We start from the raw sequence: 26,552 nt of genomic DNA, 5'->3' as shown, positions 1-26,552 counted from the left end.
ATGGGTTCGACGAGACGTTTGGGTGGGGCGACGGCTGAGGTTGTGGCGGCCGGCGAGGAGACGGTGCTGCGGCGGCGGGTGGGGTGGTTCTTCGGGGTTTGTCTGGTGTTGACCTGGGTGCCGTGGTTGGTGCTGGGGGTGGCGGGAGCGAACGTCGACGAAGGGGTCGGGGCGCTGGTCTTCGGTTTGGCAGCTAGTGGGCCTTCGCTGGCTGCGTTGGTGATGTGGTTGTGGCACCGCGACCGGATGCCTCGGCAGGTTGCTTGGTCCTGGCGTTGGCCGATTGCGGCCGTGGGGTTCGGGGCGGTTCCGCCGGTCGTGGCGGCGTTGCTGCTGGGGGTCGACGGGATTCCGGAGCATGCGTCGTCGGTGATCGCCGGTGCCGGGGGACCGCTCGGGGCGTTGGCGTACACGTTGCTCGCGGGGCCGGTGGCTGAGGAGTTCGGGTGGCGGGGGTACCTGCAGCCGAGGCTTCGGCGGATGTACGGGCGGATCGCGGTGACCGGGATCATCGGCGCGGCGTGGGGGCTCTGGCACTTGCCGCTGTTCTTCCTCGACGGGACAGGTCAGCACGACAAGGGGCTGGCCAGCTTGGAAGGGTTGCTGTTCTTCCTCGGGCTGTTCCCGTTGACGTTCACCATCTTGTTCGTCTCCGAGCGACTGCGCGGCGGGGTCTGGGCGGCGATCCTGCTGCACGCGGCCTGGAACCTGACCGAAGAGCTGGTGCCGGCGCTGAGTTCGACCGGCCTGTGGGTCGAGTTATTCCTCACGACCTTGATCGCCGTCAGCGTCGGCCTGTACTGGCGTCGCGTGCCCCGGCTGTGACGGAGGCGACCGCCGCGGCCCACTCGGTACGGCGGTCGTCGCGGCCCGCGTTGGACCCGGGCTCGAAGGTTCGATAAGTACGGCGTTCCGCCCAACCGGTCGGTTGTCCCAGAGCCGTCCAGGCAAGCTCGGCGGCGCCGAGGGCGGAGAGCTCGGGAACGTCGGCGACCTCGACCGGGCGGCCGAGGAGATCGGCCTGGGTCTGCATGAGAAGGGCGGAGACAGTGGCACCGCCGTCGGCGCGTAGGCGCTGCATGACCGAGAGCGTTTCGGTGATGTCGCAGATCTGGTGAGCGACGGCATCGACCGCCGCGCGGGCGATGTGGGCCCGCGTCGTCGAGCTGCTCATGCCGGACAGTGCCGCGCGGGCCTCGCGATCCCAGTGTGGGGCTCCCAGCCCGGCGAAGGCCGGGACCAGCGTGACGCCTTCAGCAGAAGGCACTGTGGCGGCCAGCTCGACCAGCGCCCCGACATCAGCAAGCCCCAACAATGAGGCGGTCCATGCGAGAGCGGCGCCCGACGAGACGATGTTGCCTTCCAGCGCGTACGTCGGACGGTCGGTGAGCCAGGCCAGCGTGCACCCGTCCGTCGCGAAGCTGTCGACCGGAGTCATCACCGACGAACCGGTCCCGTAGGTCGCTTTCACCAGACCGGCGCGCACACATCCCTGCCCGTACATCGCGGCGTGCGAATCAGCCAGGACGGCGACGATCGGGATGCCGTCGGCGAGCCCGGGGACACCGGACGTCACACCGAAGCCCGCATCAGAAGGACGGACCTCGGGGAGGACCGCCACAGGGATGCCGAAAGCGTCCAGCAACTCGAAGGACCACGCGAGGTCGACGACGTCGTAGAGCAACGTGCGCGAGGCATTGCCGGCCTCGATCAGATGCTCCCGGCCACCAGTGAGCCGGTGGACGAGCCACGAGTCGATCGTTCCGACGCGATCAGCGGAGGTCTCGTCCAGCAACCACCGCAGCTTGGGCGCCGAGAACATCGCGTCCACGCGCAGACCGGTACGGCGACGGACGAGGTCGTCCACCGAAGCAGGCAACGAGGAGCACCACGACGCCGTACGGACGTCCTGCCAGCCGATCACCGGACCAACGGCCGAGCCGGTCCGCCGGTCCCAGCCGATGATCGACTCACGTTGAGTGGACAGTGCGATCCCTACGATCTCGGCCGATGGCGTGAGGCAGGAAGCCACAGCCGCCAGCACGCTCGCCCACAGCTCATCGGCGTCCTGCTCCACCCATCCCGGTCGAGGTGTCGACAAACCGACCGGCGCCGAACCGCTCGCCAGTACGGCGCCGGACGCGTCGACCAGTACCGCCTTGGTGTTCGTCGTTCCCTGGTCGATCGCGAGCACCGCTGCCACCATCCGGCCGACCTCCCGCAGTCCGACAACTTTGAACCGAGCTCTTGACGGGACTCTAGCGCCGTGGTGACACTCATGGCGACAGGCTATGCACTACTGAATATCTATTCGAACCGAAGGTGGCAGCCGTGAAGCCGACCAGACGCCGGGTGATCATCGACACCGACGCCAAGAACGAGGCCGACGACCAGTTCGCGATCGTGCACGGGCTGTTGTCGCCGACCTTCGACGTCCGGGGGCTGATCGCCGCCCACTTCGGCACCCGGCGGTCCGATCGCAGCATGGAGGAGTCCCGGGAGGAGATCGACCTGCTGCTGGACCTGATGGACCTGACCGGCAAGGTCCCAGTCGCGAACGGCGCACCGACCGGCATCCCCGACGAGCAGACCCCGCTGGACTCGCCCGGCGCCCAGCTGATCATCGAGGAGTCCAAGCTCGCCTCGAAGGACGATCCGCTGTTCGTGTCGTTCCTCGGACCGCTGACCAACATGGCCTCGGCGATCCTGCTCGACCCGGACATCGTGAACCGCGACGTCGTGGTGATCTGGATCGGCGGCCGCGGGTACGACGGCTACGTGTCGTACCCGGGCATCGAGTTCAACCTGTCCAACGACATCCACGCCGCCAACGTCGTGTTCGGGTCGGGGATGACGGTCTGGCAGGTGCCCAGCGACGTCTACACCAAGGTCTCGGTCGGGTACGCCGAGCTCGACGAGAAGATCGGCGACGCCGGCCCGCTCGGCAAGTACCTCATCGAGCAGCTGCACGAGTGGAACGCGATCCACCACGGCGAGCCGATCGAGTCCCGCTCCCTCGGCGACTCGCCCGCGATCGCGCTGATGCTCTTCCCCCGCAGCGGGGACCTGCGGGTCCGGCCGGCGCCGCGCTTCGGCGTCGACGGCTGGTACCTGCCCGGCACCGACAACCCGATCCACGTCTGCGAACAGGTCGACGTCCGCTTCCTGCTCGAGGACATGTTCGCCAAGATCCGCCGCTTCGCCCGCCAAAGGAGCCAGTCATGACCTACACCCGCCGGGGATTCCTCGGCCTCACCTCCGCGGCCGCGCTCGGCGCCGGACTGTCCGCCTGCACCGGGGCCGGTACGACGTCCAGCGGTGGCGCCACCGCCGCGACCTCGAACAACCTGCGCCTGTTCACCTACGAGGACGACACCACGATCGGCCTCCTGAAGGCCCAGGTGAAGAAGTTCGACGAGCAGAACGGGACGACGACCACCGTCGACAGCCTGCCGGGTTCCGGCGCGGCCGTGTACCCGGACAAGCTGCGCACCGAGCTGCTCGGCGGCAAGGGCCCGGACGTCTGGCGGATCTGGGGCGGCCAGATCGGCAGCCCGTTCGCCAAGGCCAAGCAGGCGCTCGACCTGGCGCCGTACTACTCCAAGTACGGCTGGGACTCCACGATCAACGCCGCGGCGATCAGTGGCATGACCTTCGACGGCGTGAAGACCGGCGTCCCGTTCATCGCGCTGGGAATCGGTGCCTGGTACAACAAGTCGCTGTTCGCCAAGGCCGGTGTCAGCGCGCCGCCGACGACGTACGCCGAGCTGGAGGCGGTCAACGACAAGCTCGTCGCGGTCGGCGTCACCCCGCTCGCGACCGGCGGCAAGTACGGCTGGCACGTGATGCGGCTGTTCGAGTACCTGCTCGAGCACACCGCGGGCCCGGAGCTGCACGACAAGCTGCTGACCGGCGCCGAGAGCTGGGACCGGCCCGAGGTGGTCGAGGCGTTCGCGCTGTTCAAGAAGTGGCAGGACAAGAAGTGGATGCCGCAGGGCGCGCTCGGCCTGGACCCGGCCGACGTCGAGCCCGGGTACGTGCAGGGCAAGACGGCGTACACGATCACCGGGCCGTGGACCGAGGCGCAGGCGATCCTGTCGGCCAAGAAGCCGTCCACCGCCTTCGGCACCTTCGAGCTGCCGACCGACCAGAAGCCGTCGCGGCACTCGGGCTTCGTCGAGGGCTACATGATCAACGCCAAGTCCGGGAACGCCGACAAAGCCGCAGCGCTGATCGACTTCATCTGCCGGCCCGAGGCCCAGAAGGCGATGCAGATCACCGCGTCGACCGTGAAGGGCGCCGAGCCGGACCCGAAGGCGCTGCCGCTGGCCGCCGAGTGGGCGCAGAAGTACGCCGGCAACCCGTTCTACACGATCCAGGACCAGGCCTTCCCGAAGAAGGAGGCCGACCAGTACTTCAGCATCCAGAGCGACCTGCTCCAGGGATCGGTCACGCCCGAGGCGGCGGCCAAGAAGATGCAGGAGATCGTCTCGGCCTGGGCCAAGGGCTGAGTCGTGGCGGTCGTCGCGCTGTCCAAGCCCACACCGGCGAAGCCGGCCAAGGGCGGCCGCTGGTCGCCCTGGTTGTTCGCGCTGCCCGCGGTGATCGTGTACGTCGGGTTCCTGGTGTACCCGGCGATCTCGTCGCTGTTCTTCAGCCTGACCAACTGGGACGGCCTGAGCGCGACGTACGACTTCGTCGGCCTGGACAACTACGCCAAGCTGCCGAGCGACCCGGTCGTGGTCACCGCGGTCCGGAACAACCTGATCTGGACCGTAGTGACGATCGCCGTCCCGACCGTCGTCGGGCTGGCGCTGGCGATCGCGCTGAACGGCAAGGTGCACGGCAAGCCGATCCTGCGGCTGATCTTCTACACGCCGGCCGTGCTGCCGCTGGTGTCGATCGCGAGCATCTGGGGCTGGCTCTACAACCCGCAGTACGGCGCGATCAACTCCGCGCTGCGGCTGATCGGGCTGGACGGCCTCGCCCAGCCGTGGCTCGGGCAGGACTCGACCGCGCTGTGGGCGGTGATGGTGCCGGCGATCTGGTTGCGCACGGGCTTCCCGATGCTGCTCTACCTGGCCGCTCTGCAAGGGATCCCGAACGAGCTGTACGAAGCGGCGACCGTCGACGGTGCGAGCCGGTGGCAACAGTTCTGGCACGTCACGATGCCGAGCCTCAGACCGGCGCACTACATCGTGCTGGCGCTGTCGCTGATCGACTCGTTCAAGGTCTTCGACATGATCTACGCGATGACGTACGGCGGCCCGGGGACGTCGACGCAGGTGATGGGGACGTGGATGTACTTCAACGTCTTCCAGTACTACCAGGCCGGCTACGGCACCGCGATCGCGGTCGTCATCACGCTGGTGGCCGTTGCCGTCGGCATCCCGTACGTCCGCTCGCAGACCAAGGAGGCCTCATGACCTCGATCGCTCCGGTCCGCGTCGAGGCGCCGGTCGTCACCGAGGAGTCCACGCCCGCGAACAAGCCGCCGCGAGGCCGTAAAGGACTGGTCGTCACGCTGGTGCTCGCGGTGGCGGCGATCTTCTGGATCTCGCCGCTGGCGCTGCTGGTGATCACCGCGGGCCGGCCGCTCGCGGACTTCGTCGGCAACGGGCCGCTGTCCTGGCCGGAGGAGTTCACCTGGTCCAACTTCAGCGACGCGTGGGGGATCGGCAACTTCGCCACGACGTACAAGAACAGCGCGCTGCTGGCGCTGATCAAGGTGCCGCTCGGCGTGCTGATCTCGGCGATGCTCGGGTTCGCGCTGGCCAAGCTGCGGATGAAGTTCCGCCGAACGGTGATGTTCACCGTGTTCCTCGGGCTGACCATCCCGATCTACATCGCGATCGTGCCGGTCTTCATCATGCTGCGCTCGGCCGGCGCGACCGACAGCCTGTTCGGGCTGATCGGGCCGTACCTGGCCTTCGGCATCCCGTTCGAGGTGCTGGTGCTGCAGTCGTTCTTCCGGCAGATCCCGGACGAGATCATCGAGGCGGCCAAGGTCGACGGCGCCGGCGACTGGCGGGTGTTCTTCACGATGATCCTGCCGCTGTCGCTGCCGGCCCTGGTGACGGTCGCGATCCTGGACGCGGTGGCGACCTGGAACGAGTTCCTGTTCGCGCTGATCCTGCTGAACTCCGACGCGAACAAGACCATCCCGGTCGGGCTGCTGAACTTCCAGGGCCAGTTCGCCAACAACAACACCGGTCTGGCGGCGGGCATCCTGATCGCCGTCGTCCCGATCCTGATCGCCTACACCTTGCTCCAGCGCTGGATCGTCGGCGGGCTCACCGCCGGCGCCACCAAGGGCTGACCCTCATCTGAAGGAGACGACACCATGACCGAGCTGCCGGTCTTCGGCGCGGGTATCTGGCACTTCGCGACGTACAAGGACCGCTACGCCACCGACGGCTACGGGCCGCCGGTCGGGCTGCTGGAGCAGATCGACCGCGCGGGCGCCGTCGGCGACCTGTCCGTGGTCGACCTGAACTGGCCGTTCGCCGGGTACGACGGGACGCTCGACGAGGTGAAGGCCGCGCTGGCCCGCAACAACCTGAAGGCGATCGCGATCACGCCCGAGATCTACACCCGCGACTTCGTCAAGGGCTCGATCACCAACCCCGACCCCGGCGTCCGCAAGCAGGCGCTCGAGCTGTTGCACCAGGCAACCGAACTGGCCAAGGACCTGGGCTGCTCGTACGTGAAGCTGTGGCCGGGGCAGGACGGCTGGGACTACCCGTTCCAGGTGAACTACCACGACATCTGGAAGCTGGCGCTGGACGGGCTGACCGAGCTGGTCTCGGCGCACCCCGACATCAACTTCGTGATCGAGTACAAGCCGCGCGAGCCCCGCGTGAAGATCATCTTCCCGAACGTCGCCCGCACGCTGCTCGGGATCGAGAAGATCGGCCTGCCCAACCTGGGCATCCTGCTCGACTTCGGCCACTCCCTGTACGGGCAGGAGACGCCGGCCGACGCGGCGCAGCTGGCGATCGACTACGGCCGGCTGTTCGCGATCGACGTGAACGACAACCTGCGCGGCTGGGACGACGACATGGTGGTCGGCTCGGTGCACCTGGTCGAGACGTTCGAGTTCTTCCACACCCTGCGCCGCAACAACTGGGAGGGCGTCTGGCAGCTCGACCAGTTCCCGTTCCGCGAGGACAGCGTCGAGGCGGCCCAGCAGGCCATCCGGTTCCTCAAGGCGGTGCACCACGCGCTCGACGTACTGGACGAGGAGGCGCTGGCCGCCGCGCAGGCGTCGCACGACGCGCTGGCCGCGCAACGTCTGGTCCAGAAGGTGCTGCTGTCGTCGATGGCGGAGCTGACATGACGCTGACGGTCGAGCACACGACGATGCCCGTGCTCGGGCGGCTGCCGGTCCACAGCAGCCGCTCGGAGCAGGTCGCGCACATCGCCGAGGCCGCCCGGCAGATCCGGATCCAGGACCTCAAACTCGTCCACCATGCCGGCGCCGGGCACATCGGCGGCGACTTCTCGTCGATCGACATCCTGGCCACCTTGTACGGCGCGGTGCTGGACGTCGCGCCGGACCGGGTCGACGACCCCGAGCGCGACCGGTTCATCCTCAGCAAGGGCCATGTCGCGGGTGCGCTCTACACGACGCTGGCCGCCTTCGGGTTCCTGCCGGTCGAGGAGCTGGCGACGTTCCTCAAGCCGTTGTCGGCGCTGAACGGGCACCCGAACCGGCGCAAGGTCGCCGGCGTCGAGGCCAACACGGGCCCGCTCGGGCACGGCCTGCCTGTCGCGGTCGGGCACGCGCTGTCGGCCAAGCTCGACGTGTCGCTGCGCCGGACGTACGTGCTGGTCGGCGACGGCGAGCTCCAGGAGGGCAGCAACTGGGAGGCGATGATGGCGGCCTCGCAGTACCAGCTGGACCGGCTGACCGTGATCGTCGACCGGAACCGGCTGCAGCAGGGCGCGACCACCAAGGAGACCAACGACCTCGACCCGCTGCCGGACAAGGCGGCGGCGTTCGGGTTCGCGGTGGTCGAGGTGAACGGGCACGACCACGGCGAGCTGCTCGACGTGCTGTCCGCCGTACCGTTCCGGCCGGGCAAGCCGACCTTCGTGATCGCCCACACGCACAAGGGCCACCCGATCTCGTTCATGAGCAACAACGTCGCGTGGCACCACCGGGTGCCCGACGCGGCCGAGTTCGCCCAAGCACTCAAGGAGCTCTCATGACTGTCACCGACAGTCCCTCGATCGCCGACCGGCCGCGGTACGACTGCCGGGACGCGTACGTCGAGACGCTGGCCGAGCTGGCCCACGCCGACCACCGGATCGTCGGCGTCGTCAACGACTCGGTCGGGTCGAGCAAGCTGAACAGCTTCCGCAAGGCGTTCCCGGACCGGCTGATCAACGTCGGCATCGCCGAGCAGGACATGGTCGGGGTCGCCTCCGGGCTGGCCAACGGCGGCCGGATCCCGTTCGTGTCGGCGGCGTCGTGCTTCCTCACCGGTCGCGCGCTGGAGCAGATCAAGGCCGACGTCGCGTACTCGCACACCAACGTGAAGCTGTGCGGCATGAGCCCGGGCGTCGCGTACGGCGAGCTCGGGCCGACGCACCACTCGATCGAGGACATCGCCTGGCTGCGGGCGATCTCCGGGATGACGATCATCGTGCCGGCCGACCCGGTGGAGACGGCGGCGGCGCTGCGCTGGGCGGCCGCGTCCGACGGGCCGGTGTTCATCCGGGTCAGCCGGATGAGCGTGCCGCGGATCTACGCCGACGACTACACCTTCGAGCTCGGCCAGGCGGTCACCGTCCGGGCCGGCGACGACGTGACGCTGATCAGCAACGGCACGGTGCTCTGGCGGGCGCTGGCCGCGGCCGAGCAGCTCGCCACGGAAGGGATCTCGGCCCGGGTGCTGTCGATGCCGACGGTGAAACCGCTCGACACCGACGCCGTGGTCGCGGCCGCGCGGGAGACGGCCGGCATCGTGACGGCGGAGGAGGGGGTCAGCGGGGGCGGGCTCGGCGGCGCGGTCGCGGAGGCCGTGGTCCAGCAACACCCGGCGCGGGTGTCGATCCTCGGGATCCCCGAGTTCGCGCCGACCGGCTCGGCGTCGTACCTGCTGGACCGGTACGGGCTGTCCGCGGACGGCATCGCGTCCGCGGCCCGCGAACTGGTCAGCCGAGGTAAGTGACCAGGTCGGCGATCGAGACCATCGCGAAGTCGTGGGTGTCGGCGAACGCGCGCAGGTCCGCGCCGGTCATCAGCGTGCCGTCGTCGTTCATCAGCTCGCCGATCACGCCGACCGGCGGCAGCCCCGCCAGCCGGACGAGCTCGACGGTGGCCTCGGTGTGACCGGGCCGCTGCCGGACGCCGCCCGCGACCGCGCGGAGCGGGAGGATGTGGCCGGGCCGGATCAGGTCGGTGGGCCGCGCCTGGGCGTCGGCGAGCACGTTGACGGTCCGGGCCCGGTCCGCGGCCGAGATGCCGGTGCCCACGCCGGTGCTCGCGTCGACCGACACCGTGTACGCCGTACGGAGGCTGTCCTGGTTGTTCGGGACCATCAGCGGCAGCTCGAGCCGGTCGAGGACCTCGGGCGCCGCCGGGGCGCAGACGTACCCGCTGGTGTAGCGGACCAGCAGGGCCATCAGCTCCGGCGTGGCCAGGCTCGCGGCGAAGGTCAGGTCGCCCTCGTTCTCGCGGTCCTCGTCGTCGACCACCACGACCGGGCGTCCACGCCCGATCTCGGCGATCGCGTGGTCGATGGTGTCCAGGCGGGTCGTGCTCGCCACGGTGCTCACAGTCGCTGTCCTCTCGGCCTGGCACTCCGGGGGCAACGACAAGCTCCGCGACTCCCTCCGGGCACCCGTGTGGGCGCACGCCGGACGGCATCGCGAAGTCTGCCACGTGCGTCTTCCCATCCGGACTTTCACCGTCGGTCCCGGAGTTCCACCAGGTCAACCGGTCGACACCTTCATCGACCGGGTCGCGGACTGTCACCGCCGGCTCGGAATTTCACCGACCCCAGAGCACGTGTGTGATCTTGCAGATTTCAGCTCGCAGTCTATCCGTCCCCGTCGATTCCGGGAGTGTCATGTCCATCTCATCCGTGTGGCGGCCGGTCGAGCTCTCGGCCACGTTGCCGTCGGCGTACGGCGAGCAGGTGTGGGCCGAGTTCACGCACGAGAGCGGTGAGCGGCTGCGGCGGCCGGCGTTCTGGGACGGGGAGGGTGCGCGCGACGACGGCTCCGGGGACCTGTGGCGGGTGCGGTTCGCGGCGCCGTTGCCGGGGCGGTGGGAGTGGGCGTTCGGCTCGTCGTACGGCGTACTGGAGGTGTCGCCCGCGGCCGAGGACGAGACGAACCCGTTCTACGCCCACGGGTTCTGGCGGATGTCTCCTGGCGGGCGGAGTCTGGTGCACGCGGACGGGACTGCAGCTCTTCTCGTCGCCGACACCGCGTGGGCGCTGCCGTGGCGGGCGACCGTTTCTCAGGTGCGGGAGTACGCGGCCGATCGGCAGGCGAAGGGGTTCAACGCCGTCCTGCTGATGTCGGTGCAGCCGGACATGGGCGCGGTCGGGCCGCGGGACCGGACGGCGGACGAGGGATTCGACGTCGGGTTCGAGGATCTGCCGGCCGGGCACCTGCGGCAGCCTCGGGCGGAGTACTTCCAGTACCTGGATCGGCTGCTGGCGGCGCTGGTGGAGCACGGGTTGGTGCCGGTGCTGCAGCCGGTGTTCCAGGGGTTCGGGTGGAAGGGGTTGGGGGTTGCGGGGACCGTCGTACCGGCTGAGGAGTATGCGACGTACTGCCGGTACCTGGTCGCTCGGTACGGGGCGTCGCCGGCGATCTACTTGGTGGGTGGGGACGGGACCGGGCTGGAGCCGCAGGTCGAGGCCGGGGGCTCTGAGGTGCACGCGACTGACTGCTACGGGCAGCCGACCGGGATCCACTACCGGCCGCACATCCGCGCGTCGGCGCATCAGGATGCGGATTGGCTGGACTTCCAGTGGTGCCAGACCGGGCACACCGGCGAGCACGTGCCGGAGCGGGTGGCCGACATGTGGCGGAACTTGCCGGTGCGAGGTGTGGCGAACGGCGAACCGACGTACGAGAAGCACGGCGGTCTCGACGTGGCCTCCGGGTGGTGGCAGGGGCACGAGGCGTGGAGCAACCTGTGCGCGGGCGGGACGATGGGGGTCGTGTACGGCGCTGGGAGTCTGTGGCAGTGGCGGCTGCACGGTTCGGAGCCGGGGCACTCGTCGTTCTTCATCGCGCCGGACGCTGGGTGGAGAGAGGCGGTTGATTTCGAGGGGTCGACGTACGTCGGGCTGGTGGGGCGGGTGCTGGCCGGGCTGCCGGTGGCGGATCTGGAGCCGGACTGGACGCGGGTGATCTCGGGGCGGGCGCTGCGCGGTTCAGGTGGGTTGCTGATCGTGTACCGCGAGCACGGTGGGCCGGTGATGGTGTTCGACGACTCGGTGCCTCTGTCATACCGGATCGTCGATCCACGCGACGGGTCGGTGGTGGCGACCGGGCGACGGGACACGCCGGGCGACCCGCTGCCCGATGCTGGTGGCGCGCCGCGCGTCTACATCTGCCTATAGTCCAGTCCTGATCGAAGGGGGCAACGCATGAGCGCTGACCGTGGCGTACGTCGGCCGGGGCTGGACGAGCTGCGGCTGCTGGCGAAAGTCGCCCGGATGTACCACGAGAAGGGCATCCGGCAGCCGCGCATCGCCAGCGAGCTCAACCTGTCCCAGGCGCGCGTGTCGCGGATGCTCAAGCAGGCGGTCGAGGTGGGGATCGTGCACACCGTCGTGACGATGCCGAGCGGGGTGCACAGCGATCTCGAGGACGAACTCCAGGGACGGTACGGGCTGCGGGACGCGGTGGTTGTCGACACCGACGGGCTGCCGGGCGGGTTGGCGGGCGCGGTGGAGGAGGACGTGCTGCCGGCGCTCGGGTCGGGCGCTGCGGCGTACCTCGACATGACGCTCACCGGCGGGCACCTGATCGGCATCTCGTCCTGGAGCGAGACGTTGATCAGCGCCGTCGACCGGATGCCCCGCAAGAGCGTCCCGGTCGCCGAGAAGGTCGTCCAAATCGTCGGCGGCCTCGGCGACGCCGCCGTCCAGATGCAGGCCACGCGCCTGACCGCCCGCTTCGCCGAACTGACCGGCGCGATGCCGGTCTACCTCCCCGCTCCCGGCCTGGTCGGAACGCCCGCCGTACGCCGGGCGATGATGAACGACGTCTCCGTCCGCGACGTCCTCGGCACCTGGGGCCAACTCACCGACGCCCTCGTCGGCATCGGCAGCCTCGAGCCGTCGCCGCTGCTGCAACGCAGCGGAAACGCAGTCGCCGAGGCCGACCAGGACGAACTCCGCCGCCTCGGCGCCGTCGGCGACGTCTGCTTCCGCTTCTTCGACGAGGAAGGCAAACACGTCCGCTCCACCTTCGACCAACGCGTCATCGGCGTGACGGCGAAGGAACTCCTCGCTGTTCCGCGCCGGATCGGCGTGGCCGGCGGGGGGCGCAAGTACTCCGCCATCCGTGCGGCGCTGCTGGGCGGGTGGGTGAACATCCTCATCACGGACCTCGCCATGGCGCACCGACTGCTTGCCGACTGATTTCCCCCAACGCGCGCCCCTCCGTTCGCTGGCGCTCACTGCGGTGCGTGCTCCCGCCCGCCCCTTTTGGTGGGTGCGCGTGCTGGCGCCCGCTTCCTGTGCGCGGCTGGCGCCGCTTCGAGTGCGCGTTGGCGCGCTGACGTATGCGTGCTGGCGTCCGCATCTTGTGCGCGCTGCCGCGCTGAGGCCGGGTGCTGGCGCCTACCCCGAGTCGTGCTCGTCCTGACCTACTGCCTCGGGTTATGACGACTGACCCGGTACATCGCACCAGTCGTCGAACGACGCATCAGTCGACCCGCGGTAGCGCGCGAGCTACCGCAGCTCGGGCGTCCGCGCCCCGGACCAAGCGTCGTACCGCACCTAGCGTCTTGGGTATGCGAACTGTGGCGGTCTTTCTGGCATCACTCATGTTGTTGCCAGCAGCAAGTGTGACGGCGGGCGCGACGTCCGGTGATGCGAACGTCTCCGCTCTGACCTGGCGGGCGTGTCAATCCGGCAGCAACGATGACCAAGGCAAAGCGCTCGACGAAGCGGGGGCTACCTGCAGCACCGTCAGCGTGCCGCTCGACCCCCTGCATCCGGACGGGCGCACGATCGACCTGGCGGTCTCGCGAATCAAGGCCGACCCGGGCAAGCGGCGTGGTGTGCTGGTGGTAAATCCGGGCGGACCAGGTGGATCCGGGCTCGACTACCCGTTGGCCTTGCGGCCACTGCTTGGCGATGTGGCGAAGCAGTACGACCTGATCGGCTTCGATCCTCGGTTCGTTGGGCGGAGTGCGCCGGCGAACTGTGGTGAGGTCCGACTGGCCGACGTCTTCCGGTCATCGCTGGATCGCGCCGACTTTGTGGAGTCGGCGCACCGGGCGCGGGCGTTCGTACGGACCTGTCCTGAAGGACTCCAGCACGCGAGCATCCGGAACGTGGCGCGCGACCTGGACGTCGTACGGAAGGCGCTCGGCGAAGAGAAACTGAACTACTACGGCGTCTCCTGGGGCGCCGACCTCGGGGTGGTCTACAGCCAGCTCTTTGAGGGCAACGTCGACCGGATGGTGGTCGACAGCGTTACCGATGTCGAAGGGTCGGAGTACCACCACCTGGCGACCGGCGAACGCGCGGAGGCTGCCTTCGACGAGTGGGCCGCCTGGGCGGCTTGGCGGGACGACAAGTACCACCTCGGAGGAAGCGGTCAGGAGATCCGCGCGGCGGTGAGTCGGCTGATGAAGCGTGATCTGACGATCGCCGGCCACAAGGTCGACTCTGCGGTGCTGCCTTGGGTGCTGCAGTCAGCCCTCGGGGACGAGAACGACCGCGATCTGATGGCGCGCAATGTCAGCACCCTGCTTCGCAACACCCCACCGACCCCAGAGCTCACAGGCTGGCTCGACCAGTACTACGGTCGCGCGCCGGTGTACTCGCAGTTCATCGCCGCGTCGATCGCCTTCACCTGCAACGACACCGGCTGGCCGACGAGCCCAGCGGCGTACTGGCGCGACGTTCAGCGCACCCGATCCACGCAGCCGCTGTTCGCGACGACTTTCCTACCGTGCGCCTACTGGACCCAGCACACCACCGAACCACCCCTTGCCATCAGCAACAACACCCCGCTGCTGATCGTCCAGGCCGAACGCGACAACATCCCGCTGCACTCGGCCCGCACCCTCCACACCAAGCTCCCCAACTCGACCCTTCACACCGTCGACCGCCGCACCCACGGCGTCTACGACGAACGCATCCCGGCAATGGTGAAAACCGTCAACGACTATCTCGGACGTCGCTGACCGTTGACCGCGGTGCTGCAGGTTCCAAATGAAGAACCTGAGGAACCACTCTCGGCCTGGTTTGCCGTTGGAGTGTGTCAAACGTTGAATTCATCCGCGAGCATTGCGGCTTCGCCAAATGTGAACGCTCAAAGTTTGGATATGGTTGGAAACAATCGGGTGAGGATCTGTAACGCAGTGCTCAACTATCCGATGTAGTCGAGGTAGGGCGCGGCCGCCAAGGCCGCGAGCGGACCCAGGGGTGGGGCCGAACGGGTGGGTGGCGATAAGAAATGTCGGTTGCGCTGAATGTCGATATTCCTCATGGGCTGTCCAGTCGTGGACTCGGAGGGGGAATCGATGGAACCGATCACGATCGCCGCGGCGACGGCGGCTCTGGTCATGAAGTATGTGGTGCCGGCGATCAAGGATCTCGGCGGCAGAGTGCTGGACAAGTCCCAGGACGAGGCGAGTGACGCAACGGTCCGGCTGGGGCAGCGTCTGATCCGTCAGTTGCTCCGTGGTCGCCAGGCCGGCGTTGTGGACTCGCCGGTCGGTGTTCTCGAAGAGGGGATCGAACGGCGAGTGGCTGCCATCGCTGCGAACCCTGAGCACCAGAACGCCCAGATTCAGCTGGAGGGCGCTGTCGAGGACCTGCTGACGGCTGATCCTGAGCGGCTGGCGGCAGTGAGAGCACTCCTCGGGTCAGTGTCGAACGACTTCACGGTCAGGCAGGGCCGCGGCTCGGTGTTCACAACGGGAACAGTCCACGGCCCGGTCTACGGCGGCTCGAACAACACCTACTACGCCCGCGAGGACCAGCAAACGTTGGCAGCGAAGCACTTCGCCGCTGGTGAGCAGCACCTCGGCCTCGGGCTTCGTCGCGAAGCGGCGCAGGACTTCGCCCTGGCCGCGGCGAACGATCCAGCCAACCCGACTGCGTACTACTTGGGTGCGGTTGCTCTGCTGGACGGCTCGAAGGCAATTCGAGCCTCGCTGCAGTGCATCCGGAAAGTCGAGGCGTTGATCAGGGCTGCGATAAACCTTGAGGACCGCGGGATATACCACTACTTCCTGGCCTATCTGAGCCATGACTACTACGAGCGGAAGTCCCTGAGGCCGCTGGGATCGTGGCGTGTGCCCGCCCTGGAAGCGGTGAAAAGGGGCCTGACCCAAGAACAGATCGATTCTCTGTTCACCTTGTTGTCAGTGGAGAATCCACTGCCCGACCTTCGGTGATGGGGGGAGCCCGGGCGTTTTTCTGCAGTCTCGGGTCCGTCGCCGGATGTCGATCAAAGAAGTAATTCACTATGCCCTGGGAGGGGACGGCATGGCTTCGATCAACTACGAACGCAACCGCAGGTACTTCACGCCGGTGTCATACAAACCCGGCATCATCTGCATCGTCGTCGGCGTACTGCTGTTGTTCTTCGGCAGCGCCGGACCGATTCTGATCGGACTGGCCCTCGCGGCGCTCGGAGGGTTCCTGATCTACCGGCAGGCGGCCGATCGCCCGACGGACGAGCAACTCGACCGGCAGGTGAGAGAAATCCTCGCCGGTCTGAAGCCGCAAGCACTCGACAAGCTCGGCCTGGACGCCGACGAGGTCAGCCTGATCCCGCCCATCGTCGTCGGCGGCAACTCCTTCTCGGGCCGCGTCAAGAAGGGCAAAGACGGGGTGTTCCGGAGCAGCACCTGCGAAGGCATCGTCATCTTCTTCGGTGAGCAGGAGCTCCACTCGTACAAGTATCAGGTCTCGCTCATCGAGGACCAGCGCAGCCGCGAGGAGACCGACGTGTACTTCTACCGCGACGTCGTCTCCGTGGCCACCAAGTCCGACACGGTCCAGGTGGCGGTGGAGGGCGTGGGGCAGCAGCAGATCCAGCTCGAACGGTTCAAGCTGACGACCTCGGGGGCTACCACGATCGAGTGTTCGATGGACGCGACCTCGAACACGACGGGGCGCGACATCCAGGGCGCGAAGACGCTGATCCGGAACAAGAAGATGCTGGCGACCTGACCTCTCGTCTCCAGGCGCCGCCCACGAGGTCCCGCGTCCACCGTCGGAGGACGCGGGATCCGTGCCGAAACCGAACGATCAGCGGGCTCGGTGCTGCTGGGCCAGGTCTCGCAGGTACAAGGCCGACTGCTTGGGGGTTCGTTGCTGGGTTTCGTAGTCGACGCGGACGATGCCGAAGCGTTTTTCGTAGCCGTAGGCCCATTCGAAGTTGTCGAGGAGGGACCAGGCCAGGTAGCCGCGGATGTCGGCGCCTTGTTCGATCGCGGTGGCGACGGCGGCCAGGTGGGAGGTGAAGTACGCCGTGCGGCCCTCGTCGGCGACGAAGCCGGTTTCGTCGGCGATGTCGTCGAAGGCGGCGCCGTTCTCGGTGATGACCATCGGGAGGCCGGGGTAGTCCTTGCTGATCCGGACCAGCAGGTCGGTGAAGCCCTCGGGGACGATCTCCCAGTCCATCGCGGTGCGGGGGCGGTTCAGCGGGAGGGTGCGGCTGATCGGGAGGCCGGCGGCGTCGACGGTGCTGCCGTCCTCGGCGTAGCCGGTGAACTGCTGGCTGAAGTAGTAGTTGATGCCGAGGACATCGATCGGCGCGGAGATGGTCGCGAGGTCGCCGTCCTGGACCGGCAGCGAGACGCCCTCGGCGGCCAGGTCGGCGATCACGTCGGCGGGATAGCGCCCGTGCACCAGCGGGTCCAGGTACAGCCGTGCACCCATCCCGTCGGCGCGGCGGGCGGCTTCGAGGTCGGGCTCGGAGTCCGAGGCCGGGTACGCCGTGGCCGCGTTCAGCGTGATCCCGATGTCGAGCTTGCGGGGCGCCGCCTCGCGCATCCGCTCGGTCGCGAGACCGTGGCCGAGCAGCAGGTGGTGCACGGCGGCGACCGCGGCGGGGTAGTCCTGCTTGCCGGGCGCGTGCGCGCCGTACGCGTACCCGAGCATCGCCGAGCACCACGGCTCGTTCAGCGTCGTCCAGGTGTCGACCCGGTCGCTCAGCGCGTCGAAGACCAGCATCGAGTAGTCCGCGAACCGATAAGCAGTGTCACGCACAGGCCAGCCGCCGGCGTCCTCGAGCTCCTGCGGGAGATCCCAGTGGTACAGGGTCACCCACGGGTCGATGCCTTGAGCAAGGAGCTCGTCGACCAGCCGGTCGTAGAAGGCGATCCCGGCCGGGTTGACGCCGCCGGTGCCGTGCGGCTGGACCCGCGACCAGGACACCGAGAACCGGTAGGTGTCCATCCCGAGATCCTTGATCAGGGCAACGTCGGCGGGCATCCGGGTGTAGTGCTCGCAGGCGACGTCACCGGTGTCGCCGTCGTGCACGGCGCCGGGGACGCGGCAGAAGGTGTCCCAGATCGACGGGGTCCGGCCGTCGACGTCGACAGCACCCTCGATCTGGTACGCCGACGTGGCGACTCCCCAGCGGAAGGCGGCCGGCAGCCGGGTGACCAGGTCCGCCTCGGAGGTGGTGGGGGCAGCAGATGTGTTCATGGTGGACGTGCGGCGTTCCGCGCGCGGCCGGTGGGCCGGCGCGGTACGCCGTACTGACTCCCTTCGGGGAAGAAGTTAGGCGACGGGGACCCGGCCGGGCAGCCAGCAGGCCACCTGGCGGTTCGGGTCGTTCCTGGCCTCCGGGACGCCGAGGACGGGGATCTCCGTCGAGCAGCGGTCGAACGCGTGCGGGCAGCGCGGGTGGAACGCGCAGCCGCTGGGCATGCCGCGCAGGTCGGGCGGCGAGCCCGGGATCCCGCTCAGCTCCCGGCGCGGGCCGCGCAGTGCCGGGAAGGACTTCAGCAGTCCCTCGCTGTACGGGTGCAGGGAGTCCTTGTACAGGTCCGCCGAGCGAGCCTCCTCGACGATCCGCCCGCCGTACATGATCGCGATCCGGTCGGAGAACTCGACCAGCAGCGACAGGTCGTGGGTGATGAACAGCACCGAGAACCCGAGCCGCTCGCGCAGCTCGACCAGCTGGGCCAGGATCTGGCGCTGCATCACCACGTCCAGCGCGGTGGTCGGCTCGTCCATGATCACGATCTGCGGCTCGAGCACGAGCGCCATCCCGATCATCACCCGCTGCCGCATGCCGCCGGACAGCTGGTGCGGGTAGGCGTCCATCCGGTCGGCGGAGATGCCGACCAGCTTGAGCATGTCCTTGGCCCGGGCCCAGCGTGCCTCGGAGCTGAGCTGCGGCTCGTGCGCGCGGATCACGTCGAGCATCTGGGTGGAGACCTTGTGCACCGGGTTGAGCGAGTTCATCGCGCCCTGGAACACGATCGACGTCTCGGCCCAGCGGAACTTGCGCAGCTCGGCCGGCGTCAGCGCCATCACGTCGTACGGCTGGTCGCCGGGCGGGTGGTAGATCACCGAGCCGCCGCTGATCACACCAGGGGGCGGAAGCAGCCGCGTCACGCCGTACGCGAGCGTCGACTTGCCGGAACCGCTCTCGCCGGCCAGGCCGAGCACCTCACCGCGGTGCAGGGTCAGCGTGACGTCGCGGACCGCGCGGACGGCCTGGTCGCCCAGCCCGTAGTCGACGTTGAAGTCCTTGATCTCCAGCACGGGTTGCTTGGCCATCAGATCGTGCCCTTCGCTTCGTCGGCGCGGACCACCGGCGTGACCGGAGTCTTGCGGCCGGAGGTGTTCAGCACCGGCGTGAACCCGACCTTCATCCGGACGGTGTGGCCGTCCTTGGTCTTCACGCGGGTGTGCCCGCTGCTGCGCAGCCGCGGGCTGACGAACTCGTCGATCCCGAAGTTGATCAGCGACAGGGCAGTGCCCAGTACGGCGATCGCGAGGCCGGCCGGGACGAACCACCACCACGCGCCCTGGGCGAGGGCCTGCTGGCTCTGCGCCCAGAACAGGATCGTGCCCCAGTTCCACTCCGAGATCGTCGAGATGCCGATGAAGGCCAGCGTGATCTCCGACATCACCGCGAAGATCACCGTCCCGACGAAGCCGGACGCGATGATCGCGGTCAGGTTCGGCAGGATCTCGACGGTGATGATCCGCCAGGTGCTCTCACCGGTCGCGCGGGCGGCCTCGACGTAGTCCCGCCGTCGCAGCGAGAGCGTCTGCGCCCGCAGTACCCGGGCTCCCCAGGCCCACGAGGTCAAACCGATGACCAAGGCAACCATCAGGTCACCCGCGCCCGGGATGGTGGAGGCGACGATGATGATCAGCGGCAGCGCCGGGATGACCAGGAAGACGTTCGACAGCGCGGACAGGCCCTCGTCGGCGGCGCCGCCGAGGAAGCCCGAACTGACGCCGATCAGCACCGACAGCGCGGTCGCGACGATGCCGGCCAGCAGGCCGACGAACATCACACCGCGGGTGCCGACCAGGATCTGGGACAGGATGTCCTGGCCCAGGTGAGTGGTGCCGAACCAGTGCTTGCCCGACGGCGGCTGGAGCAGGTCGGCGCTGCGCGCGGACGGGTCGAACGGCGCGATCCATGGGCCGATGACCGCGATCAGGCAGAAGAAGCCGAGGACGACGAGACCGGTCGCGGCCTTCGGGTTCGCGACGAACCGCAGCCGCTGACGCTTGGCCGGAGCCGCCGCGACCTCCGGGCCGTCGGGCGTGACCGCGGTGATGGTGCTGGTGGGTGCGGACATCGTCAGCCCTCCTTGCGGGTGCGCGGGTCGAGCAGCAGGTACGCGATGTCGGCGATCAGGTTGGCGACCAGCACCGAGATCGTGATCACCAGGAAGACGCCCTGCATCAGCGGGTAGTCCTTGGCGCCGACCGCCTGGAAGAGGTTGTAGCCGATCCCGGGGTACGAGAAGACGATCTCCACCAGCAGCGTGCCGCCGACGATGAAGCCGAGCGACAGCGCGAATCCCGACACGTTCGGCAGCAGCGCGTTGCGGGCGGCGTAGCTGAGCATCACGCGGCGCTCGGACAGGCCCTTGGCGTGCGCGACGGTGATGTAGTCCTCCGAGGCGACGGTGACCATCATGTTGCGCATGCTGAGGATCCAGCCGCTGACCGACGAGATCAGGATCGTGATCGCCGGCAGCAGGCTGTGCTGTACGGCGCTGCCGATGAACTCGCTGTCCCAGGCCGGTACCAGACCGGGCTCGTACCCGCCCGACGACGGGAAGAAGCTGCCCGAGCCGGCGAGCAGCGTGATCGCGATCAGGCCGAGCCAGAAGTACGGGATCGACGACAGGAACGTGGTCACCGGGAGCAGGCCGTCCAGCCAGGATCCACGCCGCCAGCCGGCCAGTACGCCGAGGCCGGTGCCGATCATGAAGCTGGCGAACGTCGTGATGCCGACCAGCGCGATCGTCCACGGCAGGCTCTGCCCGAGGATCTCCGAGACCGGCGTCGGGAAGAACGTGAACGACAGCCCGAGGTCGCCCTTGAACACCTGGCCCCAGTAGTCGACGTACTGGCTCCACAGGCTGGCGTTCTTGTCCAGGCCGAACAGCACGTACAGCGAGTTGATCGCCTCGGTGCTCATCTGGCCCTGGAACTTGTTGATCAGCGAGGTGACCGGGTCACCGGGGATCATCCGCGGGATGAAGAAGTTGATCGTGATCGCCGCCCAGGCGGTGAACAGGTAGAAGGCGATCCGTTGCAGCAGGAACTTCACTTCGCCGCTCCTTCCTCGTAGAGCCAGCAGGCCGCCCAGTGGGCCTGGCCGCTGTCGACCACCGGCAGCTCGAACCGGGGCGGCAGGTCGGTGGAACACTTCGGCATCGCGTGCACGCAGCGCGGGTGGAACCGGCAGCCGGTCGGCGGCGCGATCAGGCTCGGCGGCTCGCCGCCGGCCTCGTCCTCGGGCGCGTCCTTGGCGTCACCGACGCGGTCCAGCCGGTCGGGGTCGGGCGCGCTCTCGATCAGCAGCCGCGTGTACGGGTGGGCCGGGTGCTGCGTGACGGTCTCGGAGTCGCCGCCCTCGACCATCCGGCCGGCGTACATCACCAGGGTCTCGTCGGCGAAGTACCGGGCCGAGGCGATGTCGTGGGTGATGTAGAGGATGGCCAGGTTGAGGCGTTCCTTGAGGTCCCGCAGCAGGTTCAGTACGCCGAGCCGGATGGACACATCGAGCATCGACACCGGCTCGTCGGCCAGCAGCACCTCTGGGTTGGCGCCGAGCGCGCGGGCGATGGACACCCGCTGGCGCTGGCCGCCGGACAGCTCGTGCGGGAACTTGTCCAGGTAGCGCTCGGGCGGGGTCAGCTGGACCCGCAGCAGCAGGTCGTTCAGGTTCTGCTCGAGCTCGGCGCTGCCCTTGCCGGCGCGGCCGTGGATCTTCAGCGCGCGGGTCAGGTGGTAGCGCACGGTGTGCACCGGGTTCAGCGAGGCGAACGGGTCCTGGAAGATCATCTGCACGCGGCGGCAGTAGGCGCGGAACGCGCGGCCGCCGTTCACGGTGATCGACTCGCCGTGCAGCCGGATGTCGCCGTCGGTGCGCTTGTACAGCTGCGCCATCAACCGGGCGACGGTGGACTTGCCGGAGCCGGACTCGCCGACCAGGGCGGTGACCCGCCCGCGGCGAAGCGTCAGCCGGATGTCGTCCACCGCGTGCACGGCCTTGCGCTCACGGGTGAACAGGTCGCGCAGGCCCCGGCGTACGGGGAAGTGTTTGGTGAGGTTCTCGGCCTCGAGGACCACGTCGTCGGTCGTGGTCGGTGGTGCTGCTGGCGTCGCCGTCATTTCCGACTCCTGGGTCGATGGGCACAGGGAACCGCGGCCGGGAGCCCCAGGTGGAGAGCTCCCGGCCGCGGTGGGGTGTCAGGCCCCTGCGGGCTTCAGGGCGAGGACGATCTGCAGCGCGGTCTGCTGGGTCGGCTGCGCCGGCCCGTACGCGTTGGTGTCGTCGGGCCAGCCGACCCAGTTCTTCGTGCTGTACAGGGCACCGATGTTCGAGGCGCCGGTCGGGATGATCGGCATCTCCTCGACCATGATCTTCTGCAGCGTGTTCAGCGCCGCCGTCCGCGCCGCCTCGTCGGCCGCGTTGGCGTAGGCGTCCAGCGCCTTGGTCGCCTCCGGGTTGTTGTAGCGGCCGTAGTTGCCGCTGACGCCGCCCTTGCCGACCGGCTTCAGGATCTTGCCGTCCATGATGTTCTGGTAGATGTCGTACGGCGTCGCGCCGCCGTTGGTCCAGTGCATCGTGGCCTGGAAGTTGCCCTCGTCAACGGCCTTGAACCAGGCGTCCTGGTTGGCCTTGTCGACGGTGGCCTTGATCCCGATCGAGGTCAGGTTGTCCTTGATGATCTCCAGGCTGGTGACGTAGTCGGACCAGCCGGCCGGGTCGGTCAGCGTGATCGTCACCGGCTTGCCGGACGGGTCCTTCAGGGTGTCGCCCTCGAGCTTGAAGCCCGCGCCGGTCAGCTCGGCCTTGGCGGCCTCGACGTCGACGGCGTGCTTCTTGTCCTTGAACTCCGGCGCGATGAACGACTCACCGGCCGGGCTCGGGATACCGGTGACGGACTCGATCTTCGGGTAGAAGTAGCCGGCCTCGGCCTGGGTGAAGATGTCGTCGCGGTTGATCACCAGGTTCATCGCCCGGCGCAGCGCCGGGTTGTCGAACGGCTTCACCGTGGTGTTGATCCACAGGCCGTGGATGCCCAGCGTGCCCGGCGCCCAGACCTTGTGGTTCTTCTCGTCCTTGGCCTGGAAGACCGTCTTCACGTTCGGGACGAAGACGAAGCTCCACTCCGAGGCGCCGTTGGCCAGCGCGGTGGTCTGCGCGTTGTTGTCGTTGTACGACGTGTAGCGCAACTCCTTGACCTTCGGCAGCTCCTGCCAGTACTCCGAGCGGACCTCCAGCGTGGTGGTCTGCGGGGTGAACGACTTGAGCTTGTACGGGCCGGTGCCGATCGGCTCCTTGACGGTGTCCTGGCTCGGGTCCTTGAACGTCGACCACTGGTGCTTCGGCACCACGAAAACGCCCAGGATCTTGTTCTGGTTGACGAACTGCGAGCGCGGGAAGGTCAGGTCGACCTTGGTCCCGGTCTGGGTGATCGTGCCGTACGGGATCGCGTCCTGGTTCAGCCCCTCGTTGTCCTTGCGGAGCTGGAACGAGTAGGCCACGTCCTCGGCGGTCATCGGCTTGCCGTCGGACCACTTCACGCCGTCGCGGACCGTGAACGACAGCTTGGTGAAGTTGTCGGCCCAGGTGAAGTCGGTGGCCAGCCAGGGCTTGCCCTTCTCCTGCGGCTTCAGCGGGTTGATCATCACCAGCGGCTCGTAGATCATCCACCGGTACCCGAGCGAGGCGCCCGAGGACGATCCGAGGAACGGGTTGTGGTTCTCCGTCTGCGGGCCGTTCGGCATGCCCACGTTGAGCACCGTGGCGCCGCCGCCGGAGCTGGCGTTCGAGTTGTTCGTGTCCCCGTTGCTGCAGGCAGCCAGTGCTGCCGCGAGCAGGCCCGCGAGGGCCAGCGCGACTGAGCGTCGTGCTCGCATCGTTCCTCCTGTGTTCGTCCACTGCTGGCGGATGACGGTCGAATGACTGTCGGGTGGTGCGGTTGGGCACGCATCGTGCCGTGAAAGCGCTCTCATGGAAAGAGCACACGGCTTAACAGATCGGTGTCGGCGGTGCTTGAGGGGCTTGAGGGGTCCGGTGGCGAAGCAGGGGCAGCTACCTCGCCACCGGAGCTCTACGAGGGGCGGGCGGGGGCGGTCGAGCTGCGCACGATCAGCGTCGTGGGCAGCACCTGGGGAGCCTCCGGCAGCGGCTTGCCGCCGAAGTAGTCCATCAGCATCCGGGCCGCGGTCTGGCCCATCTGGCGCATCGGCTGATGCACCGTCGTCAACGGGGGTTCGGTGTGCTGGGCGTACGGGATGTCGTCGAAGCCGACCACCGACACGTCGTTCGGCACGTTCCGCCCGGTCTCCCGGACGGCCTGGATGGCGCCGCCGGCGGACAGGTCGTTGTGCGCGAAGATCGCGTCGAACTTCGTACCGGCCTCGAGCGCCTGCTGGACGCCGCGGCGCCCGCTTTCGTGGGTGAAGTCGCCTTCGAAGACGAGCCGTGGGTCCAGCTCGAGACCGGCCGCCGCGTAGGTGTCGCGGAAACCGTCCAGGCGTTCCTGGGTACAGCCGAACCAGTCCACGCCGGTGATCACCAGCGGGCGGCGGCGACCGAGCTCCAGCAGGTGCCGGGCGGCGGCCTCACCTCCGGCCCGGTTGGTGGTGGCGACGGACGGGAACACGGGTTGCTTGGCCCGGTCGTCGATCAGGACGACCGGCAGGCCACGCGAGTGCAACTGCTCGATGTAGGCGAGCGTGCCTTCCGGCTCGATCACCAGCAGGCCGTCGAACGACTGTGCCGAGACCTGCGAGGCGAACTGCTGCATCGACTCCTCACCGCGGTTGCAGGTGAACAGCAGCAGGCCGTAGCCCTCGGTCTCGACCACGTCGACGGCCCCTTGCAGCACCTCGCCCATCCAGGGCCAGGTGAGCGAGGGGACCAGCATGCCGACGATCCGGGTCCGGCCGCGGGCCAGGCCGACGGCCCGGGCGCTGGGCACGTACCCGAGCTCGGCGATCACCTGGCGAACCCGTTCGGCGGTGCGCAGATCGAGCTCGCCCTTGCCGTTGAGGACCCGGGACACGGTGGTCTTGCTGACACCGGCACGAGCCGCGACATCGGCGATCGTGATCGACATTCACATCTCCCCTCGGGCGGTCGGGGTGGTGCGGGGGCGGTTTGTTGCCGGTTCGTGAACGCTGTGTTCGGAACCGGTTTCGGAAGCGGTTCCGTAGAGTGAAGCGGAGTGGGCCAGGTCACGTCAATCACGACGCGATAACGAAACAGGGCTAAGTTCACGATTTGTAAGAAGTCCGGCGCGCGGTTCGCCTCAACTCTGGCGGCCCGGCGCTGCGGCATGATGGACTGCGGGGGAGGGATCGATTTCAGCGGCCGCCGTGGTGGCCTGGCAGCGGGGTTCGCAGAGGGCGGGTCGAAACACCATGGACGGACGCCGGACGACTGTGCGCGACATGCGGCGGTCCAACCGGTCGGTGATCCTGACGAGCATCTACCGCCAGGGCCCGTTGAGCCGGTACGAGCTGGGCCGCGAGACGTCGCTGAGCGCCGCCAGCGTGAGCAACCTGGTCGGCGAGCTGCTCGAGGAAGGCATCGTCGAGGAGGCCGGTTCGGTCGAGTCCGACGGCGGCCGGCCGCGCGTGCTGCTCCGGGTCGCACCCACCTTCGGGTACGTCGTCGGCGCCGAGGTCGGCGAGACGCGGGTTCGGGTCGAGCTGTTCGACCTGGCGATGTCGGTGCTCGCCACCGTGGTGTATCCGATCGAGACGCCGAAGCCCGCGCCCGAGCTGGCGGTCAAGTACGTGCTGCAGGGCCTCGACGCGGTGATCGCGCAGGCCGGCGTACCGGTTGAACGGGTGCTCGGGCTCGGAGTCGCGGTCGCCGGTGTGGTCGAAGGACCCGCGGACGCCGTGGTGCACGCGCAGACGCTGGGCTGGGACGGCGTTCCGCTGGGCGCGATGCTCGCGGCGGGGACGCAGATCCCGATCCAGGTCGACAACGGCGCGAACACCTTGGGCCAGGCCGAGATGTGGTTCGGTGCCGGGCGCGGCGCGACCGATGCCGTCGTCGCGCTGGTCGGGTCCGGGGTCGGCGCGGCCTTGGTCACCGGCGGGACGAGCTACCGCGGCACCCGCAGCAGCGCGGGCGAGTGGGGCCACACGACGATCATGTACGGCGGCCGCCGGTGCCGGTGCGGCGCGGAAGGTTGCCTCGAGGCGTACGTCGGCGCGGACGGCGTACTCGATCGGTACCGCCTGGCGGGCGGGCCGGCTGCGCGGTCCGACGACGACGAGGCCGAGTTCATCGCGCTGCTGGGCGCTGTCGGTTCGTCAGAGGTGGCGGCCAAGGTCGTCGAGGACACGATCGGCTATCTGGGCGCCGGGTTCGCCAATCTCGTCAACTTGGTGAACCCCGAGCGCATCGTGCTGGGTGGTTGGTCCGGCCTGCTGCTGGGGGAGCGGTATCTGCCCGAGCTTCGTGAAGCAGTGGGCAAGCACGCGCTGCATCGGCCGTACGAGCAGGTGACGATCGAACTGTGTGAACTGGGCCGGGATGCAGTCGCGTTGGGCGCTGCGACACTGCCGGTTCTGCGGTTGCTGCGCGAAGGTGGCAGCACCAAACGGCTGGCTGCCGGCTGATCCCGGGGTTCCGGAACCTGAACT

General features: G+C 68.4%; 23 protein-coding genes and 1 riboswitch. Of the genes, 14 read left to right on the top strand and 9 right to left on the bottom strand.

Annotated elements, in window-relative coordinates; genetic code table 11:
• Positions 1 to 825, top strand: a complete 825-nt coding sequence (locus ABD235_RS28330) for a CPBP family intramembrane glutamic endopeptidase (protein ID WP_344179637.1) — start codon at positions 1 to 3, stop codon at positions 823 to 825.
• On the opposite strand, the gene ABD235_RS28325 is transcribed toward ABD235_RS28330, so the two are convergent.
• Complete coding sequence (locus ABD235_RS28325; RefSeq protein WP_344179636.1) at positions 785 to 2,206, bottom strand: FGGY-family carbohydrate kinase; 1,422 nt, start codon at positions 2,204 to 2,206, stop codon at positions 785 to 787. The genes ABD235_RS28330 and ABD235_RS28325 overlap by 41 nt on opposite strands.
• Positions 2,207 to 2,331: 125 nt before the next feature.
• Here ABD235_RS28325 and ABD235_RS28320 point away from each other — a divergent pair, with 125 nt between their 5' ends.
• Genes ABD235_RS28320 through ABD235_RS28290 form a run of 7 tightly spaced genes read left to right on the top strand, consistent with a single transcriptional unit; the run spans position 2,332 to position 9,179 of the window.
• A complete protein-coding gene (locus ABD235_RS28320) occupies positions 2,332 to 3,225 on the top strand; it encodes a nucleoside hydrolase (RefSeq protein WP_344179635.1) in 894 nt (297 codons plus the stop codon).
• Positions 3,222 to 4,511, top strand: a complete 1,290-nt coding sequence (locus ABD235_RS28315; protein ID WP_344179634.1) for an ABC transporter substrate-binding protein — start codon at positions 3,222 to 3,224, stop codon at positions 4,509 to 4,511. The genes ABD235_RS28320 and ABD235_RS28315 overlap by 4 nt, the downstream gene beginning before the upstream one ends.
• Before the next feature lie 3 nt (positions 4,512 to 4,514).
• Positions 4,515 to 5,426: a carbohydrate ABC transporter permease gene (locus ABD235_RS28310; RefSeq protein WP_344179633.1), complete on the top strand. Its 912-nt coding sequence runs from the start codon at positions 4,515 to 4,517 to the stop codon at positions 5,424 to 5,426.
• Positions 5,423 to 6,319 carry a carbohydrate ABC transporter permease gene (locus tag ABD235_RS28305; RefSeq protein WP_344179632.1) on the top strand — a complete coding sequence of 299 codons (897 nt, stop codon included), beginning with the start codon at positions 5,423 to 5,425 and terminating at the stop codon, positions 6,317 to 6,319. The genes ABD235_RS28310 and ABD235_RS28305 overlap by 4 nt, the downstream gene beginning before the upstream one ends.
• 24 nt (positions 6,320 to 6,343) lie before the next feature.
• Positions 6,344 to 7,339 (top strand): sugar phosphate isomerase/epimerase family protein, encoded by a 996-nt coding sequence (locus tag ABD235_RS28300; RefSeq protein WP_344179631.1) that lies wholly within the window; start codon positions 6,344 to 6,346, stop codon positions 7,337 to 7,339.
• Positions 7,336 to 8,214, top strand: coding sequence for a transketolase (locus ABD235_RS28295; RefSeq protein ID WP_344179630.1), 879 nt, complete (start codon positions 7,336 to 7,338; stop codon positions 8,212 to 8,214). The genes ABD235_RS28300 and ABD235_RS28295 overlap by 4 nt, the downstream gene beginning before the upstream one ends.
• Positions 8,211 to 9,179 (top strand): transketolase family protein, encoded by a 969-nt coding sequence (locus tag ABD235_RS28290; RefSeq protein WP_344179629.1) that lies wholly within the window; start codon positions 8,211 to 8,213, stop codon positions 9,177 to 9,179. The genes ABD235_RS28295 and ABD235_RS28290 overlap by 4 nt, the downstream gene beginning before the upstream one ends.
• On the opposite strand, the gene ribB is transcribed toward ABD235_RS28290, so the two are convergent.
• On the bottom strand, positions 9,163 to 9,786 hold the full coding sequence (gene ribB / locus ABD235_RS28285; RefSeq protein WP_344179628.1) for a 3,4-dihydroxy-2-butanone-4-phosphate synthase: 624 nt from the start codon (positions 9,784 to 9,786) through the stop codon (positions 9,163 to 9,165). The two genes, ABD235_RS28290 and ribB, sit on opposite strands and share 17 nt — an antisense overlap.
• Positions 9,787 to 9,888: 102 nt before the next feature.
• Positions 9,889 to 10,022: riboswitch (FMN riboswitch) on the bottom strand.
• A gap of 57 nt (positions 10,023 to 10,079) precedes the next feature.
• On the opposite strand from ribB, the gene ABD235_RS28280 reads away from it, so the two are divergent.
• The 5 genes from ABD235_RS28280 (at position 10,080) to ABD235_RS28260 (ending at position 16,394) form a co-directional block, all read left to right on the top strand.
• A complete protein-coding gene (locus ABD235_RS28280) occupies positions 10,080 to 11,591 on the top strand; it encodes a glycoside hydrolase family 140 protein (RefSeq protein ID WP_344179627.1) in 1,512 nt (503 codons plus the stop codon).
• A 27-nt stretch (positions 11,592 to 11,618) separates the two neighbouring features.
• Positions 11,619 to 12,617 (top strand): sugar-binding transcriptional regulator, encoded by a 999-nt coding sequence (locus ABD235_RS28275; RefSeq protein WP_344179626.1) that lies wholly within the window; start codon positions 11,619 to 11,621, stop codon positions 12,615 to 12,617.
• 557 nt (positions 12,618 to 13,174) lie between these two features.
• Complete coding sequence (locus ABD235_RS28270; protein ID WP_344179625.1) at positions 13,175 to 14,395, top strand: alpha/beta fold hydrolase; 1,221 nt, start codon at positions 13,175 to 13,177, stop codon at positions 14,393 to 14,395.
• Between the two features lie 339 nt (positions 14,396 to 14,734).
• The gene (locus ABD235_RS28265; protein WP_344179624.1) at positions 14,735 to 15,613 is read left to right on the top strand and encodes a hypothetical protein; all 879 of its coding nucleotides are present in this window, start codon (positions 14,735 to 14,737) and stop codon (positions 15,611 to 15,613) included.
• Between the two features lie 91 nt (positions 15,614 to 15,704).
• Positions 15,705 to 16,394: a hypothetical protein gene (locus tag ABD235_RS28260; protein WP_344179623.1), complete on the top strand. Its 690-nt coding sequence runs from the start codon at positions 15,705 to 15,707 to the stop codon at positions 16,392 to 16,394.
• Positions 16,395 to 16,472: 78 nt separating this feature from the next.
• Here ABD235_RS28260 and ABD235_RS28255 read toward each other — a convergent pair whose 3' ends face one another.
• The 7 genes from ABD235_RS28255 to ABD235_RS28225 form a co-directional block, all read right to left on the bottom strand.
• The gene (locus ABD235_RS28255; RefSeq protein ID WP_344179621.1) at positions 16,473 to 17,876 is read right to left on the bottom strand and encodes a GH1 family beta-glucosidase; all 1,404 of its coding nucleotides are present in this window, start codon (positions 17,874 to 17,876) and stop codon (positions 16,473 to 16,475) included.
• A 75-nt stretch (positions 17,877 to 17,951) separates the two neighbouring features.
• On the bottom strand, positions 17,952 to 18,959 hold the full coding sequence (locus ABD235_RS28250) for an ABC transporter ATP-binding protein (protein WP_344179619.1): 1,008 nt from the start codon (positions 18,957 to 18,959) through the stop codon (positions 17,952 to 17,954).
• Complete coding sequence (locus ABD235_RS28245) at positions 18,959 to 19,999, bottom strand: ABC transporter permease (protein ID WP_344179617.1); 1,041 nt, start codon at positions 19,997 to 19,999, stop codon at positions 18,959 to 18,961. The genes ABD235_RS28250 and ABD235_RS28245 overlap by 1 nt, the downstream gene beginning before the upstream one ends.
• Before the next feature lie 2 nt (positions 20,000 to 20,001).
• The gene (locus tag ABD235_RS28240) at positions 20,002 to 20,982 is read right to left on the bottom strand and encodes an ABC transporter permease (RefSeq protein WP_344179615.1); all 981 of its coding nucleotides are present in this window, start codon (positions 20,980 to 20,982) and stop codon (positions 20,002 to 20,004) included.
• Entirely contained in the window at positions 20,979 to 22,049 is a 1,071-nt protein-coding gene (locus ABD235_RS28235) for an ABC transporter ATP-binding protein (RefSeq protein WP_344179614.1), read from the bottom strand. Before ABD235_RS28235 ends, ABD235_RS28240 begins: the two co-directional genes overlap by 4 nt.
• A gap of 78 nt (positions 22,050 to 22,127) precedes the next feature.
• Positions 22,128 to 23,804: an ABC transporter substrate-binding protein gene (locus ABD235_RS28230; RefSeq protein ID WP_344179613.1), complete on the bottom strand. Its 1,677-nt coding sequence runs from the start codon at positions 23,802 to 23,804 to the stop codon at positions 22,128 to 22,130.
• Between the two features lie 194 nt (positions 23,805 to 23,998).
• Entirely contained in the window at positions 23,999 to 25,009 is a 1,011-nt protein-coding gene (locus ABD235_RS28225; RefSeq protein ID WP_344179611.1) for a LacI family DNA-binding transcriptional regulator, read from the bottom strand.
• Positions 25,010 to 25,343: 334 nt separating this feature from the next.
• On the opposite strand from ABD235_RS28225, the gene ABD235_RS28220 reads away from it, so the two are divergent.
• On the top strand, positions 25,344 to 26,528 hold the full coding sequence (locus tag ABD235_RS28220; RefSeq protein WP_344179609.1) for an ROK family transcriptional regulator: 1,185 nt from the start codon (positions 25,344 to 25,346) through the stop codon (positions 26,526 to 26,528).
• Positions 26,529 to 26,552 lie beyond the last annotated feature (24 nt).

The sequence above is a fragment of the Kribbella lupini genome (assembly GCF_039529595.1).
In the GTDB taxonomy this organism is placed as follows: Bacteria; Actinomycetota; Actinomycetes; order Propionibacteriales; family Kribbellaceae; genus Kribbella; species Kribbella lupini.
This window is presented reverse-complemented; position numbering and strand designations above follow the sequence as displayed.

What these genes read in the sequence shown, in the direction of transcription:
- ABD235_RS28330 (WP_344179637.1), top strand. Translation starts at nt 1, where the DNA reads ATGGGTTCGACGAGACGTTTGGGTGGGGCGACGGCTGAGGTTGTGGCG.
- ABD235_RS28325 (WP_344179636.1), bottom strand. Translation starts at nt 2,206, where the DNA reads ATGGTGGCAGCGGTGCTCGCGATCGACCAGGGAACGACGAACACCAAG.
- ABD235_RS28315 (WP_344179634.1), top strand. Translation starts at nt 3,222, where the DNA reads ATGACCTACACCCGCCGGGGATTCCTCGGCCTCACCTCCGCGGCCGCG.
- ABD235_RS28305 (WP_344179632.1), top strand. Translation starts at nt 5,423, where the DNA reads ATGACCTCGATCGCTCCGGTCCGCGTCGAGGCGCCGGTCGTCACCGAG.
- ABD235_RS28300 (WP_344179631.1), top strand. Translation starts at nt 6,344, where the DNA reads ATGACCGAGCTGCCGGTCTTCGGCGCGGGTATCTGGCACTTCGCGACG.
- ABD235_RS28295 (WP_344179630.1), top strand. Translation starts at nt 7,336, where the DNA reads ATGACGCTGACGGTCGAGCACACGACGATGCCCGTGCTCGGGCGGCTG.
- ABD235_RS28290 (WP_344179629.1), top strand. Translation starts at nt 8,211, where the DNA reads ATGACTGTCACCGACAGTCCCTCGATCGCCGACCGGCCGCGGTACGAC.
- ABD235_RS28280 (WP_344179627.1), top strand. Translation starts at nt 10,080, where the DNA reads ATGTCCATCTCATCCGTGTGGCGGCCGGTCGAGCTCTCGGCCACGTTG.
- ABD235_RS28275 (WP_344179626.1), top strand. Translation starts at nt 11,619, where the DNA reads ATGAGCGCTGACCGTGGCGTACGTCGGCCGGGGCTGGACGAGCTGCGG.
- ABD235_RS28265 (WP_344179624.1), top strand. Translation starts at nt 14,735, where the DNA reads ATGGAACCGATCACGATCGCCGCGGCGACGGCGGCTCTGGTCATGAAG.
- ABD235_RS28260 (WP_344179623.1), top strand. Translation starts at nt 15,705, where the DNA reads ATGGCTTCGATCAACTACGAACGCAACCGCAGGTACTTCACGCCGGTG.
- ABD235_RS28255 (WP_344179621.1), bottom strand. Translation starts at nt 17,876, where the DNA reads ATGAACACATCTGCTGCCCCCACCACCTCCGAGGCGGACCTGGTCACC.
- ABD235_RS28250 (WP_344179619.1), bottom strand. Translation starts at nt 18,959, where the DNA reads ATGGCCAAGCAACCCGTGCTGGAGATCAAGGACTTCAACGTCGACTAC.
- ABD235_RS28245 (WP_344179617.1), bottom strand. Translation starts at nt 19,999, where the DNA reads ATGTCCGCACCCACCAGCACCATCACCGCGGTCACGCCCGACGGCCCG.
- ABD235_RS28235 (WP_344179614.1), bottom strand. Translation starts at nt 22,049, where the DNA reads ATGACGGCGACGCCAGCAGCACCACCGACCACGACCGACGACGTGGTC.
- ABD235_RS28230 (WP_344179613.1), bottom strand. Translation starts at nt 23,804, where the DNA reads ATGCGAGCACGACGCTCAGTCGCGCTGGCCCTCGCGGGCCTGCTCGCG.
- ABD235_RS28225 (WP_344179611.1), bottom strand. Translation starts at nt 25,009, where the DNA reads ATGTCGATCACGATCGCCGATGTCGCGGCTCGTGCCGGTGTCAGCAAG.
- ABD235_RS28220 (WP_344179609.1), top strand. Translation starts at nt 25,344, where the DNA reads ATGCGGCGGTCCAACCGGTCGGTGATCCTGACGAGCATCTACCGCCAG.